We start from the raw sequence: 15,435 nt of genomic DNA on the forward strand, positions 1-15,435 counted from the left end.
CGACCCCCGGCGTGACAGGCCGGTATTCTAACCAACTGAACTACCACTCCGCAGTATCTAAATGCTATTTATTTTTCCTATTGGCGGAGTGGACGGGACTCGAACCCGCGACCCCCGGCGTGACAGGCCGGTATTCTAACCAACTGAACTACCACTCCGCAAAGGAAAATGTTTTACAACCATAAGTTGTGTAAGTAATTGGCGGAGTGGACGGGACTCGAACCCGCGACCCCCGGCGTGACAGGCCGGTATTCTAACCAACTGAACTACCACTCCAGCACATACTTACAAATTGTCGAAAATTGGCGGAGTGGACGGGACTCGAACCCGCGACCCCCGGCGTGACAGGCCGGTATTCTAACCAACTGAACTACCACTCCACATTTTCGTTGCTGAGAGAGTCTCCCCTGACAGCGGCGTGAATAATACGAATCACCCTCTAGTTCGTCAAGGGCTTTTTTGTTTTTTTACAGGTTTTTTAGTCATCTGACATCGAAAGGTTTAAAATTTCACCTGATTTATCATTTTTTGAGCCATTTTTGCCAACTTCTTTTTCACCGGCTGTCTGTTCGTCATTACTGGTTTGGTTTTTTTTCTTTAAAAATGGCAAAGAAAATTTAAATTTAAGCGGTTTCTTTTGTACAAAAACTCGAATTGCTAGCCAGCCTAACAACAAGACGGTTAAATTTCCAACAACAATTAACGTTATCATCAACATCGTTGACGCTCTTTGCTCTTCTTCGAGGATTCGTTGTTGCTCAGCTTGTGCTTCTAAATCAATTTCAGGGCGAACAATTTCAGGTACAACTTCGATTGGCCTATCAATCTCAAATTTATAGGTGGGCAATGTAGCCATAAATTCTCGATCATTTATATTGCTACCAAATACTGACAACTCAACACTGTATCGCCCCCAGTCATAATTTTTAATAGCGAGCTGACGTGTCTGAGATGCCTTCGCATCCATAGAAAACATCTGCTCTTCATTATTTGGGTAATAGATTTTCCCTTGGACTAATACCGTTTCAGGTTTAATCACCTCAGGATTAAGAGTTATAGTGAGCAAATGGTCATCTGCTTCATGCTCAGCCAGTGTCATCTCGTAACTAAATGGCGGTTCATGAATAACAATAGGTTTCTGTACTACAGTGCGTTTAAGGATAGGTGTTTCTATATAAAGTTCTGGTTGCCATTCTCCAGCCGGAAAGGATAACTGAAATTCACCCGTAAAGACGCCATCAAGAGGCCGCTCATCAAAGCCCCGCCCATCATCTTTAAAGTCGGTTATACTTTGCGTCCCCGCTCCAAAGTTAGCATAGTCACTATTATTTGTACTTACAAAGTCGACATGTAAGCTAATAACATCTCTAAATTGCCCGACTTCTATTGGCTCGCCATCGTTGAGTACACGCCCTGTCAGTTTTATTGTTTCACCACGAAATAATACAGGGGGAAGTGGATCCACGCTTAACTCAATTTCGCCCATCACAATGATCCGACTATCAGGTAAAATACTGCCAACAACCTGCCAAGGCCCAGGCATTGGATTTGCTATGGTGATTAGGTCATAGGTCATCTCATCATGCCAATCCAAATCATCATTGTTCAATGACTCGGTCACATGGTACTTGCTACCATCGGGTCTAACTAATACTACCGCGGGGGTTCCTCTTTCACGAAAGAAAAGTAAGGTAATTTTTTCGACTTTGTGATCAATGCGAAAACGATTTTCTAGCAGGGGGATCTCATTTTGAATCCCATCTCGTTCCAATGGCGTTATTTTATCTTGTTCCGCGCATATACCCATTAAGGGCAACGTACATAGCAATCCCGCTAGAAATAATTTTTTCATTTTATTACCTTATTCTGCCCGCCATAAACACTCACCGCCTTTAGCGACCAAGTCTAAACGTTCTTCATGAGCGGCATGTTCTTGCTCTGTAGCTCTTAATACAACTAAAGGGGCTCTGTCAGCACTTAAGCGTCGAATCCCCCCAGTTTGTTGCTCAGAACCTTCATCTTTATTCTGATTTAAGTTTAACTTAACTTGACCCCCTGTCATTGCTAAGTAAACATCCGCTAGGATCTCAGAATCCAGTAATGCGCCGTGTAAGGTACGTTTTGAGTTATCAATATCATAACGACGACAAAGTGCATCAAGGTTATTCTTTTGACCTGGGTGCAAGTCACGCGCCATTTTCAAAGTATCCAGCACACTACATACATCGGCAGTATTTGGAAAACCTTGATTTAACAATGCAAACTCATTGTCCATATGGCCGATATCGAACGCTGCGTTATGAATAACAAGTTCAGCGCCGCGAATATACTCTAAAAACTCATGGGCAATTTGGTGGTACAAAGGTTTATCGCGTAAAAATTCATTGGTAATACCGTGAACGTCTATCGCTTCTTCTTCAATTTCACGCTGTGGATTGATGTACACATGAAAGTTATTGCCAGTAAGACGGCGGTTAACAAGCTCAACACAACCAATCTCAATAATGCGGTGGCCTTGTTTTGGGTCAATACCCGTGGTTTCTGTATCTAAAACTATTTGTCTATGTGCCATATCGTCTTAAGCCTGACTCTGGTATCGTTCTATCATCACTTTATTGTACACAATATCAAGGTAAAACAGTGCAGAAAACCGTAGAGATTTACACCGATGGATCATGTTTAGGTAATCCAGGGCCTGGGGGGTATGGCATCGTGATGCGATACAACGGCCACGAGAAGCAATTAAGTCAAGGCTATACCTTAACAACCAATAATCGGATGGAAATGCTCGCAGCCATAGTCGCACTTGAAACTCTCACCCGCCCTTGTCATGTCATTCTGACCACCGATAGCCAATATGTAAAACAAGGTATTGAATCATGGGTCGAAAATTGGAAAAAACGCGGCTGGAAAACTGCAGCAAAAAAACCTGTTAAAAATGTCGATTTATGGAAACGACTTGATGCTGCCTGCCAACAACACAGCGTAGAATGGCGCTGGGTAAAAGGCCATAGCGGCAATAAGTATAATGAGATTGTTGACGATCTTGCTCGTGAAGCAGCTGGCAGCAATGATTTACTTGAAGACACAGGTTACGACGGTAATTAAAAGTCCCTTGAAATAAACTTAGCGCAAGCCGTTTTATATTTTTGTTATATGATATAAGATTTAGCTATAACGTATAACTAAGGACTTTTTATGGCTCTGCGCATTCATTCTTTCTTTCATCAACAAAGCGCCACTCTCTGTTACTTAGTCAGTTGTGAACACACTAAAGATTGCTTACTAATTGATGCGCCTGCTGATTTTGATATGCCAAGTGGTGAATTAAGTTTTACCACAGCCAATGAGATCATCAGCTACATAAAGACTGAGCAGCTGACATTACAATGGCTACTTGAAACTCATGCCCATGCTGACCATATCACTGCGGCAAGTTATATCAAGCAGCAATTACAAGATACTCACCCATGCAAGCTCGGCACTGGCGAAGGGATCACACAGGTTCAAAAGCACTTTAGCCAACTTTATAATCTTGATATGCCATGCAATGGTGAACCTTTTGATGCCTTATTTGCTAATAAAACACAATTTCAGCTGGGTGAATACACGGTTGATGTGATTGCAACGCCTGGCCACACGCCTGACAGCGTGTGCTATCACATTGATGGCAATGTGTTTGTCGGTGACACCTTCTTTATGCCAGACAGCGGTACAGCCCGCTGCGACTTCCCCGGCGGTAGCGCGAGCGAGCTATATGATTCACTACAACGAATTTTAGCTTTACCTGACGATACCCTACTTTGGATGTGTCATGACTACCAACCAGACGGTCGCCCTCTTGCGAACAAAACCACAGTGAAAGAACAGCGTGAGCAAAACATTCATTTAAAAGGGGATAAACAAAGCTTTATTGCGACTCGTGAAGGTCGAGATGCAACTTTAGCTGTACCAAAGCTGCTGCACCCCTCTATTCAATTAAATATTCGTGCAGGTCAGTATCCAAGCAAAACGGATAGTAAGCAGCGCTATTTAGCTATCCCGCTCACAGTGCTGCTTTGATGTTTGTCTGAGCCCCGCTCCTTTTACTGGCGAAAATTGGGGCCTTGCATGCCACTTAGGTTTAATTGGTGTAAGCGGAGCAACCCGTTTTCGTGCCACTAAAATGTACACACTTCCCATAGGTTTTAAGTATTGTTGGCCAAAACGTCTCCACGCTGCAAAGCGCGATAAGCGGTTGCCTCTGGCAAGCGATGAATGGATAAAACGCTCATCGGAAATAATTTCAAAACCTAAAAGATTCAACCAATCTTTTACACGAGATGGTGTAAAAAAGCGCCCTGTCCAAGGGAGCTTTTGGCGACTAAAAGGTAATAACTGCGCCAACCCACACAAGCTAAACGGGTTAAAGCCTGTGATCACAATATAGCCACCGGGGATCAAAGTACGATGCGCCTCACGTAAGATATGGTGCGGATCTGAATGATATTCTAAGCAGTGAGATAATATGCAAGCATCAACACTGTGCTCATAAAAAGGTAACTCATCGACATCCGCAATTACACCGGTAAATAACCCCTGCTCTGCGACGCAAACTTGATGCTTAATAGGACTTTCACTGGTTGCTATTTCACCACTTAAATTACCAAGCTTTAACATGTGATAACCGAACATGCGTGGCAACCATGGAACTAACTTACGCTCTATTTCAGCACGTAAATAGTCACCATGAGGGAACTGCTGCCATGAGTATGGCTTAGGACCTTCTTGAAAACTAAGGGCTGGTTTCATTTTCTGAGCTCGTTATACTGTATCTTAACTGTCACTTTATAGAGCAATTAAACATGGTGCAAGTCAAAGCAATTAAAGCCTTTTCTGATAATTATATTTGGTGTATCACAAATGAAAGTGAACATACAGCTTGGGTGGTTGACCCAGGTCAAGCTGAGCCCGTATTAAACTACTTAAGCGAGCATAACTTAACACTCGCGGGGATTTTAATTACCCACCACCATTATGATCACACTGACGGCGTGGCTGCGCTGCTAAAAACATTCCCAACTATTCCCGTTTATGGTCCTAAGCACAGTCCGTTCAAGGGCATTAATCATGGTGTTTTAGAAGCAGATAAAGTCACCGTATATAATTACACCTTTACCGTACTTGCAACTCCTGGCCATACTCTGGATCACATTTGTTACTTACATGATGAGCTAAGTTTTACTGGCGATACGCTGTTTAGTGCAGGTTGTGGGCGGCTATTTGAAGGTAGTGCCGAGCAAATGTGGCACTCTTTATGTAAATTAAGAGCCCTGCCGGATGAGTGTAAAATCTACTGCACGCACGAATACACACAAGCAAACCTAGCCTTTGCTAAGGCGGTTGAGCCAACGAATGAATACTTAGCCAATTACAGTGAGAAAGTCGATACACTGCGTGCTAATAATGAAATAAGCTTACCAACTAAGTTAAGTGTAGAAAAGCAAATAAACCCATTCTTACGTAGCCACTTGCCTAATATCACTGATGAACTTCCCAATGAGCTAAAAAATAATTTGAATCTTGATGAACCTTGGCAACGCTTTGCAGGTCTCAGGGCTTGGAAAGATAATTTTTAAAAAAACAAGCATGACTTCAGTTACAATTTTGTAGATTTAGATCAGCATCTTGCAACAATAATCTGACATAAACTGGTCATAAAGTGGCAATATGTTCTCAGAGCAGGTAATATTCGCCGAGTTTTTTTACCTGATGTATGGGTATATATGTATAGATCTCCTCTAGTTTTTACACTCGCGCTGGCTTTAAGTGGTTGTCAACTAACAACTTCTGATACTGCACAACCTAACATTGCTAATAATGATGTTGAGCAGCAACTGGGTGGTGCCAGTCCAAGTGATGTCAATGATGCATTGATGATCAACGCACAATACCAACAGTTAACTGATATTGATGCGCCACCACCAGTTTTTGACGATGTATGGGAACGTATTCGTTATCAGCTATCTATTGATGTGCCACAAAACCGTCCTGTAGTTGCTGAGCGTAATTACTATGCACGTCATCAAGCATACCTTGACCGCATCGCAAAACGCGCAGAGCCATACCTTTACTTCATTGTCGAAGAAGTTGAAAAGCGTGAAATGCCAATTGAAATAGCGCTTTTACCCATTGTTGAAAGTGCCTTTGACCCCTTTGGTTATTCACACCGCAGTGCCTCTGGTATCTGGCAATTTATGCCACAAACCGGTGAGCGTTTCGATTTAAAACAAAACTGGTGGTACGACGGTCGCCGTGACATTGTGCAATCGACGCGTGCAGCGCTTGATTACTTATCATATTTACACAAGACCTTAGAAGGTGATTGGTTAAATGCTATTGCCGCCTATAACTCAGGTGAAGGTCGTTTACTGCGTGCTATTAAAAAGAACCGCAAAAAACACTTACCTACCGATTTTTGGTCATTAGACCTGCCACGAGAAACCACTTCGTATGTACCAAAGCTCTTGGCTCTGTCTGATCTTGTAAAACGCAGTGACGAATTTGGTGTGAAGTGGCAACCGATTATCAACGCGCAAGTAGTTGAAGCCGTTAATATAGGTAGCCAAATTGATTTAGCACTTGCCGCTGATATGGCTGATATTAGCTTAACTGAGCTGTACCGCTTAAACCCAGGCTTTAATCGCTGGGCGACGGATCCAAACGGTCCACATTTTTTATTATTACCCTCTGATAAAGTTGAGTCTTTTACTGAGAAACTAGCAAAAACAGAGCAAAAAGATCGCCTACGTTGGCAGCAATATGTGGTTGCCCGTGGTGATAGCTTATCAGTGATAGCGAAAAAGTTTTCAACGAGCGCAAGCGCGATAAAAACGCTGAATAAACTTTCATCAAATACTATTCGTGTTGGTCAGCAGTTACTTGTGCCACTCAGTGACGGTGAAATCAATAGCCAGCATTTACCAAAATCAGTACGTATGGCAGCGAATAAAGCAACACGTAAAAAGCTGAGTCATAAAGTCGCCAGTGGCGATACACTGTGGGATATCAGCCGTGAGTATGATGTGACCATTGCAGAGCTTGCAACATGGAATAAACTGAAAAAAGATTCAGTACTGCGTGTTGGTCAAAAACTCACTGTATATAAACAAGAAAAGTCACAACTTGCTGCTACACAAAGCAAAGAACGCACCATTACTTATAAAGTGCGTCGTGGTGACTCGTTAGCGCGAATTGCTGCCAAGTTTAATGTGTCTGTAGAAGATATTGTTAAGTGGAACTCATTAGCAGGGCAAAAATACATTCAACCTGGGCAAAAACTTAAGTTAAAGGTTGATGTACGAAGCGCTTAATTGCTTCATCTAATATCAAAAAAAGAGCGCCTAATGGCGCTCTTTGTCTCTCTCATTTAGTATTTGTGCTTCAAAGCCCACAAATGTAGTAACTCATTGGCAATGGTCGCTGCTGCAATCGCCGTTAACTCGCTTTGGTCATAGGATGGTGATACTTCAACCACATCCATACCGACCATATTAATCCCTTTCAATGCACGAAGTACTTTAAGTACTTTATCACTAGTTAAGCCACCACACACTGGGGTGCCTGTCCCTGGCGCGAATGCTGGATCAAGGCAGTCAATATCAAAGGTTAAGTACACAGGTAAGTCACCCACGCGTGCTTTGATTTGCTCTGCGATATCTTGTGCTGGCAAATCATTGGCTGCCATCGCATCAATCACTGCAAACTCATGCTTACTCTGATCAAAGTCAGTACGAATACCGATTTGAATGCTGTGCTCAACATCAATCAATCCTTCCATCGGCGCATGATAAAACATGGTACCGTGATCATAACGTGAGCCATTGCTATAAGTATCTGTATGGGCATCAAAATGAACTAATGCCATCTTACCGTGTTGCTTAGCATGGGCACGTAGTAGTGGCAAAGTCACAAAGTGGTCGCCACCTAAACCCAATAATGTTTTACCCTGGCGAAGAATTTGCTCAGCGGCTAATTCTAATTGCGCGGTAAAATACTCTGGGTCGCCTACTGGGTAAGTAAAATCACCGGCATCCGCTAATTTTAAACGCTCAAACAACGGGAACGTCCACGGGTACTTGGTTTCTTCCCATGCTAGGTGCACTGAGGCACGGCGAATTGCATCTGGCCCTAAACGTGCACCTGGGCGCCCTGAGGTTGCCAAGTCAAATGGTAAACCTAACACCACCACATCGGCATCGATTGCAGTGATGTTTTGCACCATCGGCTGACGTAAAAACGTCATGCCGTTTGAATATAATGAATGATCTGTGTGGTCAAACAATGTCGACATTGCTTATAACTCTTCTAAATAAGTGTAACCATTTAAGCCAGTTTGCAGCTCATCTAAAACGCTTTGCTGCTCAGTTTCTGGCAATTTAGCTGCCACCAGCTGGGCGTAAGATTGCTGGAAGCTTTCTACATCTAAATGTACGTAACGCATCATGTCTGCAACGGTATCACCTTCGTTAACTTCAGTGATTTGCGCTTGACCTTGCTCATCCATTTTTATAATTGCACTGTGCGTGTCGCCAAATAGGTTGTGCATATCACCTAAAATCTCCTGATAAGCACCCACTAAGAAAAAGCCCATTAAATAAGGTTTTTCTTCGCTAAATGCTGGCACAGGTAATGTGCTTTCAATACCTTGACCGTCTACATAGTGCTCCATAGCGCCATCTGAATCACAAGTGATATCAAGTAATACAGCACGTTTTTGTGGTGCTTCTGTTAAACCACTTAATGGTAGAACAGGAAACACTTGGTCAATACCCCATGCATCAGGTAGTGACTGGAACAATGAAAAGTTCACAAAAAACTTATCTGCTAAACGCGCATTTAATTCATCAATAATCGGGCGATGGAAACGGTTTTTGTTATCCATATGTTTGTTAAGTTCATAACATACACGTAAGTTAACTTGCTCCGCCCATGCTCGCTCTGTTAAATCTAACAAACCAAGTGCAAACTGATTATGTGCTTCAGCTAAATCGCCTTGGCTATCATGATAAATCTCAATTAATGCACGGTCGTCATTGTCATCACTTAACTGTTGCCATGATGTCCACATATTCTTTAATAATAGGGGTGCATCAGCGGCTGGCGCTTGAATGTCTTCTGGTACATAGCTTTCGGTGCCAATCACATTCGAAATCAATACAGCATGGTGCGCTGTTAACGCACGACCGGATTCAGAAATAATGCGCGGCATTGGCTGCTCATATAACTTACAGGTATCACCAATGGTGTATACGATGTTATTAGCGTATTCACTTAGACTGTAGTTCATTGAATTATGAGACTGGCTGCGTGTACCGTCATAATCTACTGCTAAACCACCACCCACATCTAAGCAATCAATTTGTGCGCCTAATTTACGTAACTCACAGTAAAAACGCGCAGCTTCACTCACACCTAAGCGGACATCGCGGATGTTGGCCATTTGCGAACCTAAGTGGAAATGCACAAGCTGGATCAAATCAAGTTGATCAGACGCTTTTAAGCGATTAACTACACTCAATACTTGCGATGCCGATAAACCAAATTTTGATTTTTCGCCACCACTTGCTTGCCATTTACCTTTACCTTGCGATGCTAAACGTACGCGAATACCAATGCGCGGTTTTACGTTTAACTCTTTTGCTTGGCTAAGCACCATGTCAAGCTCAGACAATTTTTCGAGAACAATGTAAACCTTATGACCTAGCTTTTCGCCAATCAATGCTAAACGAATGTATTCTTGGTCTTTGTAGCCATTACATACAATCACCGCACTGGTTTTTTCTGCCATAGCTAATACAGTTAATAGCTCAGGTTTACTGCCCGCTTCTAGACCCAATTGTTTCTTTTCAATATCAGCTTGGCTTGCCACAATTTCTTCAACAACTTCACGCTGTTGGTTTACTTTAATTGGGTAAACAAGCAAATAGTCTTTCGGATAACCATAATTTTCAATTGCCGTGTTAAATGCCTGACATAAACTATGTACACGATGATGTAAAATTTGTGGAAAACGAACCAACGCAGGCAAGCTTAAGCCCTTGTCTTGTAATTGCTGTGCAATATCGATTAGTGCAATGGTTTGCTCTGGGGCATGGGCCTTTGGCGCAACATACACATCACCTTGATCATTAATTCCAAAGAAACCTTGGCTCCAATGACGAACATTATAACTCGTGCGAGCTTGTTCTAGTGATGTTGTCTCTTTCATCTATCTTTCTCTTTTATTTTAGTAGTGCCGAAATCGGCAAGGGTTGTTGCCGCGCATTAAAAGAAAAATAGTGATTTAAGTCCAACAAGAATTTTTACTCGTAACGAGTGATTTTTGATGTGTAAATTAAATGGTAAACCCACTTAAGGTGAGCCTTAGTAGTGGGTTAAAATGACAAGTAGCTGTAAAAATTTACTGATTAAGGCCTAATTCCATAAATAAACTTTGTGGATTTTCGCTGTAATTACCAAATGGACCACATCGACTAAAACCTAAGTTTTCATATAAATTAATTGATTCTGTTTGTTTAGGGCCTGTTTCAAGTCGAATAAGTGGAATTTGTTGCTCACCTGCATAATACAATAAAATTTGCATTATACGGCGAGATAATCCCTTTCCTCGATAGCTTGGTTTTACGTATAAACGACGAATCTCACCATATGGCGGATTCCCCTCTTGCATCACGATTGCGCCACACGCCACAATACCATCATCATTTTTTAACCCTATCGCATATACATTTGGCTCAGCGAGCTCTTCAACACTTAATGATTGAGCTGTGGCGACTGGATATAAAGAGTTTATAAGTCGGTCTATATCGGAAAACACGTGTACTACGTCAGGATCATGTGGATTTAAATCGACTAACTGCATAAAACTCCCATTTTCAAGATGTCGTTTTTGTTAATTATGTTAACAATAGTATAGGATCCTCAACTGATCCTCTAGTGCTGTTTTCATTATTCGTTTTTATAGGTACTTTCAGACCCCGCATCGTACCGCTTAGTTCAACACAACATCACTTAAAAACACTTTGTTACGGAAAAGGGCTGTTCAAACACGTTGAAAATCTTATACTGCTGACAATAAGTAATTATATGAGGTTATCTCGTGCAGTTTACTCAAGGTATGGAATACTTTTTTTCTGGCTTTAAACTTATTAGCCAAAAAGGGCTAAAACGTTTTGTACTTATTCCTTTATTAATCAATATTGTGCTTTTTGGTAGTTCATTATTTTTTTTATATGGCTGGCTAACTGACGGCTTCGCTTATATGAATTCACTACTTCCAGAATGGCTAAGTTGGTTAGAGTGGTTAATGTGGCCGATTGCCGTATTGGTTATTTTATTTAGCTATAGCATGCTCTTTACCGTTATTACTAACTTTATTGCTGCGCCATTTAATGGTTTACTCAGTGAAAAAGTTGAGCTGTATTTAACCGGTCAAAAAGTCAATGATGATGGCATTCTAGATACAATGAAAGATGTGCCACGCATGCTTGGCCGAGAATGGACAAAGCTTTGCTATTATCTACCAAGAGCGATAGGGTTTTTCATTTTATTATGGATTTTACCTGTTATAGGTCAATTGCTTTGGATACTTTTTACCTGCTGGATGTACGCGGTTCAGTATGAGGATTATGCATTCGACAATCATAAAGTAAGCTTTAAAGATATGAAGGATGATTTAAAAGAAAAGCAAACGCTTTCTTACGGCTTTGGTTTGGCGGTTATGATTCTAACAGCCATCCCTTTTATTAACTTAATTGTTATGCCCGTCGCTGTGTGCGGTGGCACGCGCTTGTGGGTTGAAAATTACCGCAGCAAATATCGCCATTAATCCGCACTAAAAAGCCAGTGGATATGAACTCTACTGGCTTTTTAAAACACTGTAATGCAACTTTACAGATAAAGGTTCTGACAGCGCAAAATCAGCCCGCGGCTCTTCAAACTTTGTTATGACTGCCTCATAACGACTCTGACCCATGATCACTTCAAAAGGCTGCTCAAGCTTGGTGATAATTTCAATATCGGCGTGCTTATTTTCTAACTGTATTAAGCCATCTTCTCGACTGCGAACCAGCAAAAATTGGGCCCCCATTTCAAAAACTAGTCTCGCTTTATGGGCTTTTCTATTCTGCGCTCGCCACTGCCCTTGCTGATAGATAGTACTTAGCTCTGTAACACCATCAGGCTCGTAGAGTCGCTCTTTTTTTATCTCACACGTATCGCAGCCTCTTACAAGCTCAGCCTGCCAGTTAACTGGATAATCGTTATAATTCAAGCGTGTTGTCATCTGCCAGTGCGAATTATTTGCAGGGCCACACGCTTGCAAACTCACCAAGATGATTGCAAAAATCAGTCTCTTCATTGCTCAGCAGCCGCTTTTCTCACAGCTTGAATTTCATCGAGTATAAACAATGGCGGCGCTTCTTCTTTAATAATCCGCTGACGAATAGACGTGTTTGCGTTATTCACAGTGTTTAACTCTGTGAAATCTAAACCAAATCGATTACCAGAGAAATAACTGTAAAAACGAAGATCTATTAATGACCACTCATCAACATCGTTTAATATACTCGTGCTTGCATCGTCATTGGTATCCTGACTAAGTGTTTCTGTCAGGTTAAGATTACAATTATAATCGACAGCAACAGAACCTGGGTAACCCAAACCATTAGCTTCTTCGATGGAGGTTTCATCCAAAGGTGCACCTAAACCATGCGAAAAAGACATAACAAAATTTTCAGGTGAACCTAATGGGCCATTCACTAACTCAGACGTTTCTACACCGCAATTTGGGTTTGTTCTGTATCGACTTGAGTAATAGCGATCTCCTTCATTGTTGCCAATGGTTGGCAAGCCCCGAAGTTGATATAAGTAGTTCATAATACTTAAGTGGTTTGGCTTGTAGTTAATACTGTTATTGCCACCATGCTCTAGACCAAGATTATGTCCAAGCTCATGCATTATCGTTGAAGCTTGATAGTTATATGTCAGATTACGTGAGGCTTCATTATTAAGCGAGAGGCCCCAATTTCCAAATGTTATCATTAAATCGTTGCCATTCACTTCAGCCAACCCTGCTGGACCAACACTCCCATCCTCATTAAGGCTGTTTGCCATTAACATATAATGAAAAATAGGTTTGCGGCGCATATCAAAATTAGCCATTTTATAATGGAATAACCCTTCTACACCTGCATTGAAATTATAAGGTGTATAGGGACGGAATATAACTTGTTCACCGCCACCTAAATCATGATTTTCAACTGATATACCTGTTGCTTGGTGATATAAATCACCGACATCAAAGTGAACAACAATATTCTCAGCGGCAAATGACGAGATAACTTTTTCAAGGGCTATTCTTTGCGGAATAATGCCTGCATCACTACTGTCCATATAGTCTACTTCAACAAAAAGATCTTTTTGATTAACTCTCGCTCCCCAATCATATAATGGAAGTCCCGCAAAGCTTGAGCCTGGCAGCTCTGCACAATCGGGTATACCGTCTTGATCAAGGTCGTCTTCACACGTTAAATCATTAGCACCAGCAGGTGTTGTGAAGAGGCTGTAAATCCAATCTGAAGGGCTGTCTGTATCTGTACTGTCTTTGTCACGCTTAATACTTGAGCCAGTGATATTATTTATACTTGGGGCTGCGCCACTTGACCAATGCGCTGGCGAAGTTGGCTCAGTCGTATCATTGCCAAATCTGACAAAATCGATTGTGGTTGTTTCATCACTCGAGAGAAGTTCAACAAACCCATTTACAAACCAATATGGACGAATCGTAGAGCCAGCTTCACCAATAAATGCGATGTATTTATTTTGCTCTGCTGCATCATGAAAAAGCTCGTCTCCAAAGCGACTATGGATAATCGCATACTCACCAACCTCTATTAGTTGATTAGGTAAGTTAAACATTGTTGATGAGGTTATACTTCCATCACTTGAATTTCGGCTCTTTGTTCTAACCTTATAATCGGCTAAATTGATATCACTGCCAGTGCCATTGTAGACTTCAAACCAAGGAGCATCGGTTCCAAAGCGGATTGCAACCACCTCCGTAATTACTAAATCACCACTGCCAGTGCTAAATTCAGTTATTTCTTGCGCATTGATGGCAGTATCATCAAAATTGACTAAATCTTCAGTTACTCTCAATTTATACGTTCTATTTTGCTGTAGTGCTGGTGAAAACGTCACGCCATTAAAATAGGTATTGGTATCTGACTCTGGGCCTGACAAATTTAAAGAGGTTATTGCTAAGCAAGAGCTAAAGTCATCATCCGATAATTGCAACGAGCCTACACACCCCCCTGCCGTTTCATTCACTGATAAGCTGCTCGTTTTCATCACATCAGAAAAATCAATCGACAAACTTGCGTTTACGCTCACAGCTTGGCTGTTATTTTGCGGATTAACATTGATAATTGTCGCAGCAGTACTATCTATAATTGCTACATTGATCGTTGCTTGTGTAGTGGCGATGCCATCCGACACACTCACGCTAATGGGTGCCTGTGAAATACGATTAATCGCAGATACATACTGGTAAGTAAAACTCGCTTCATCAACAACTGTTATCGTTGCACCATCAAGGTCTGATGCAAAACTCACCGTCAGCTCGTCATTATCTGGATCTTGTACGTTAAGCGTGAACTCAGTGCTTTGGTTAAACTCTGAGACAAAGTTAGTATCGTTAAGGATTGGTGCTTTATTAACATTCACAATCATAAAAGTGACCGACAGCTCAGACGATGCTCCCCTATCATCCGTTGCTGTAACTAAAAACTCAACTTCACTCGTACTGGGTACTTCAGGTGCTGTAAAATTTATTATCTGGCCATTTTGTGTAAAGTTAATAACAGGGCCACGCAGCTGCTGCCATTCAATCGATACAATACTGCCGTCACTATCTTCAGCACTTACTTGGATTGATGCTTCACTCAATTCAGTAATATCAGCTATCGGTTCACTACTAATTACAGGTGCCGCATTGGTATCATTTTGAATATTAATCGTATAGTTTGCCGAGGCTGAGGCCCCATCATTATCAGTTACCATCACCTGAAAAGTAATTGTCGTATCACTTTCAACATCTGGCGCAGTAAAGTTAAGTACAGCAGCATTAAAAGTGAAAATACTAGTTGGGCCTTGTGTTTGCGACCAACTGTAATTTGCAATAGTGCCATCTGAGTCTGTGGCAGTTGCGCTAAGGGAACTTATTTGCCCTTCTTGGAGGTTTTGCTCTCCCGAAATTGAAACCTGAGGAGATTGATTGGTTGTGGGAGCTGGGGTAGTTGGCGTATCACTATCACCACCGCCGCCCCCGCAGGCTGTTAAGAAAATGGGAAATAAAGCATACAAGCAGAGCGTTAATCGTTTATTACCCATTTT

The 15,435-nt window shown here is 41.7% G+C and carries 13 protein-coding genes and 3 tRNA genes; 5 read left to right on the plus strand and 11 right to left on the minus strand.

Annotation, left to right across the window (positions count from 1 at the left end):
- Positions 1–81: 81 nt before the first annotated feature.
- The 5 genes from NYF15_RS08975 to dnaQ all read right to left on the minus strand — a co-directional run bounded on the left by NYF15_RS08975 (position 82) and on the right by dnaQ (position 2,572).
- A tRNA-Asp gene (locus NYF15_RS08975) sits at positions 82–158 on the minus strand.
- 41 nt (positions 159–199) lie between these two features.
- Positions 200–276 (minus strand) — tRNA-Asp (locus NYF15_RS08980).
- Between the two features lie 27 nt (positions 277–303).
- Positions 304–380 (minus strand) — tRNA-Asp (locus NYF15_RS08985).
- 98 nt (positions 381–478) lie between these two features.
- On the minus strand, positions 479–1,852 hold the full coding sequence (locus tag NYF15_RS08990; RefSeq protein ID WP_130151376.1) for a TIGR03503 family protein: 1,374 nt from the start codon (positions 1,850–1,852) through the stop codon (positions 479–481).
- A 9-nt stretch (positions 1,853–1,861) separates the two neighbouring features.
- Entirely contained in the window at positions 1,862–2,572 is a 711-nt protein-coding gene (gene dnaQ / locus NYF15_RS08995; RefSeq protein WP_130151375.1) for a DNA polymerase III subunit epsilon, read from the minus strand.
- A gap of 68 nt (positions 2,573–2,640) precedes the next feature.
- Here dnaQ and rnhA point away from each other — a divergent pair, with 68 nt between their 5' ends.
- Both rnhA and NYF15_RS09005 read left to right on the plus strand, forming a co-directional pair.
- A complete protein-coding gene (gene rnhA / locus NYF15_RS09000) occupies positions 2,641–3,108 on the plus strand; it encodes a ribonuclease HI (RefSeq protein WP_130151374.1) in 468 nt (155 codons plus the stop codon).
- A 90-nt stretch (positions 3,109–3,198) separates the two neighbouring features.
- Positions 3,199–4,062 (plus strand): MBL fold metallo-hydrolase, encoded by an 864-nt coding sequence (locus NYF15_RS09005; RefSeq protein WP_371353364.1) that lies wholly within the window; start codon positions 3,199–3,201, stop codon positions 4,060–4,062.
- On the opposite strand, the gene NYF15_RS09010 is transcribed toward NYF15_RS09005, so the two are convergent.
- Entirely contained in the window at positions 4,033–4,791 is a 759-nt protein-coding gene (locus NYF15_RS09010) for a class I SAM-dependent methyltransferase (protein WP_130151372.1), read from the minus strand. The genes NYF15_RS09005 and NYF15_RS09010 overlap by 30 nt on opposite strands.
- Positions 4,792–4,844: 53 nt before the next feature.
- On the opposite strand from NYF15_RS09010, the gene gloB reads away from it, so the two are divergent.
- Together gloB and NYF15_RS09020 are read left to right on the plus strand one after the other, a co-directional pair.
- A complete protein-coding gene (gloB, locus tag NYF15_RS09015; protein ID WP_371353365.1) occupies positions 4,845–5,618 on the plus strand; it encodes a hydroxyacylglutathione hydrolase in 774 nt (257 codons plus the stop codon).
- Positions 5,619–5,765: 147 nt separating this feature from the next.
- A complete protein-coding gene (locus NYF15_RS09020) occupies positions 5,766–7,352 on the plus strand; it encodes a LysM peptidoglycan-binding domain-containing protein (protein WP_341804126.1) in 1,587 nt (528 codons plus the stop codon).
- A gap of 56 nt (positions 7,353–7,408) precedes the next feature.
- Here the strand turns inward: NYF15_RS09020 and speB are convergent, their stop codons facing one another.
- The 3 genes from speB to NYF15_RS09035 form a co-directional block, all read right to left on the minus strand.
- Positions 7,409–8,332 (minus strand): agmatinase, encoded by a 924-nt coding sequence (gene speB / locus NYF15_RS09025; RefSeq protein WP_119852051.1) that lies wholly within the window; start codon positions 8,330–8,332, stop codon positions 7,409–7,411.
- Positions 8,333–8,335: 3 nt separating this feature from the next.
- Positions 8,336–10,249 carry a biosynthetic arginine decarboxylase gene (speA, locus tag NYF15_RS09030; RefSeq protein WP_135924153.1) on the minus strand — a complete coding sequence of 638 codons (1,914 nt, stop codon included), beginning with the start codon at positions 10,247–10,249 and terminating at the stop codon, positions 8,336–8,338.
- 192 nt (positions 10,250–10,441) lie between these two features.
- Complete coding sequence (locus tag NYF15_RS09035) at positions 10,442–10,903, minus strand: GNAT family N-acetyltransferase (RefSeq protein ID WP_371353366.1); 462 nt, start codon at positions 10,901–10,903, stop codon at positions 10,442–10,444.
- A 255-nt stretch (positions 10,904–11,158) separates the two neighbouring features.
- On the opposite strand from NYF15_RS09035, the gene cysZ reads away from it, so the two are divergent.
- Positions 11,159–11,869 (plus strand): sulfate transporter CysZ, encoded by a 711-nt coding sequence (gene cysZ, locus NYF15_RS09040; RefSeq protein ID WP_371353615.1) that lies wholly within the window; start codon positions 11,159–11,161, stop codon positions 11,867–11,869.
- 30 nt (positions 11,870–11,899) lie between these two features.
- Here cysZ and NYF15_RS09045 read toward each other — a convergent pair whose 3' ends face one another.
- Positions 11,900–12,400, minus strand: a complete 501-nt coding sequence (locus NYF15_RS09045) for a hypothetical protein (RefSeq protein WP_371353367.1) — start codon at positions 12,398–12,400, stop codon at positions 11,900–11,902.
- Positions 12,397–15,432 carry an Ig-like domain-containing protein gene (locus NYF15_RS09050; RefSeq protein ID WP_371353368.1) on the minus strand — a complete coding sequence of 1,012 codons (3,036 nt, stop codon included), beginning with the start codon at positions 15,430–15,432 and terminating at the stop codon, positions 12,397–12,399. Before NYF15_RS09050 ends, NYF15_RS09045 begins: the two co-directional genes overlap by 4 nt.
- Between the last annotated feature and the right edge of the window lie 3 nt (positions 15,433–15,435).

It is taken from the genome of Pseudoalteromonas sp. 68 DY56-GL68 (assembly GCF_041414825.1).
Lineage (GTDB): Bacteria > Pseudomonadota > Gammaproteobacteria > Enterobacterales > Alteromonadaceae > Pseudoalteromonas.

Excerpts from the sequence above, each read along its gene's own strand:
- cysZ (WP_371353615.1), top strand. The coding sequence starts at position 11,159 with ATGGAATACTTTTTTTCTGGCTTTAAACTTATTAGCCAAAAAGGGCTA.
- NYF15_RS09010 (WP_130151372.1), bottom strand. The coding sequence starts at position 4,791 with ATGAAACCAGCCCTTAGTTTTCAAGAAGGTCCTAAGCCATACTCATGG.
- NYF15_RS09035 (WP_371353366.1), bottom strand. The coding sequence starts at position 10,903 with ATGCAGTTAGTCGATTTAAATCCACATGATCCTGACGTAGTACACGTG.
- speA (WP_135924153.1), bottom strand. The coding sequence starts at position 10,249 with ATGAAAGAGACAACATCACTAGAACAAGCTCGCACGAGTTATAATGTT.
- speB (WP_119852051.1), bottom strand. The coding sequence starts at position 8,332 with ATGTCGACATTGTTTGACCACACAGATCATTCATTATATTCAAACGGC.
- NYF15_RS09050 (WP_371353368.1), bottom strand. The coding sequence starts at position 15,432 with ATGGGTAATAAACGATTAACGCTCTGCTTGTATGCTTTATTTCCCATT.
- dnaQ (WP_130151375.1), bottom strand. The coding sequence starts at position 2,572 with ATGGCACATAGACAAATAGTTTTAGATACAGAAACCACGGGTATTGAC.
- NYF15_RS08990 (WP_130151376.1), bottom strand. The coding sequence starts at position 1,852 with ATGAAAAAATTATTTCTAGCGGGATTGCTATGTACGTTGCCCTTAATG.
- NYF15_RS09005 (WP_371353364.1), top strand. The coding sequence starts at position 3,199 with ATGGCTCTGCGCATTCATTCTTTCTTTCATCAACAAAGCGCCACTCTC.
- gloB (WP_371353365.1), top strand. The coding sequence starts at position 4,845 with ATGGTGCAAGTCAAAGCAATTAAAGCCTTTTCTGATAATTATATTTGG.
- NYF15_RS09020 (WP_341804126.1), top strand. The coding sequence starts at position 5,766 with ATGTATAGATCTCCTCTAGTTTTTACACTCGCGCTGGCTTTAAGTGGT.
- NYF15_RS09045 (WP_371353367.1), bottom strand. The coding sequence starts at position 12,400 with ATGAAGAGACTGATTTTTGCAATCATCTTGGTGAGTTTGCAAGCGTGT.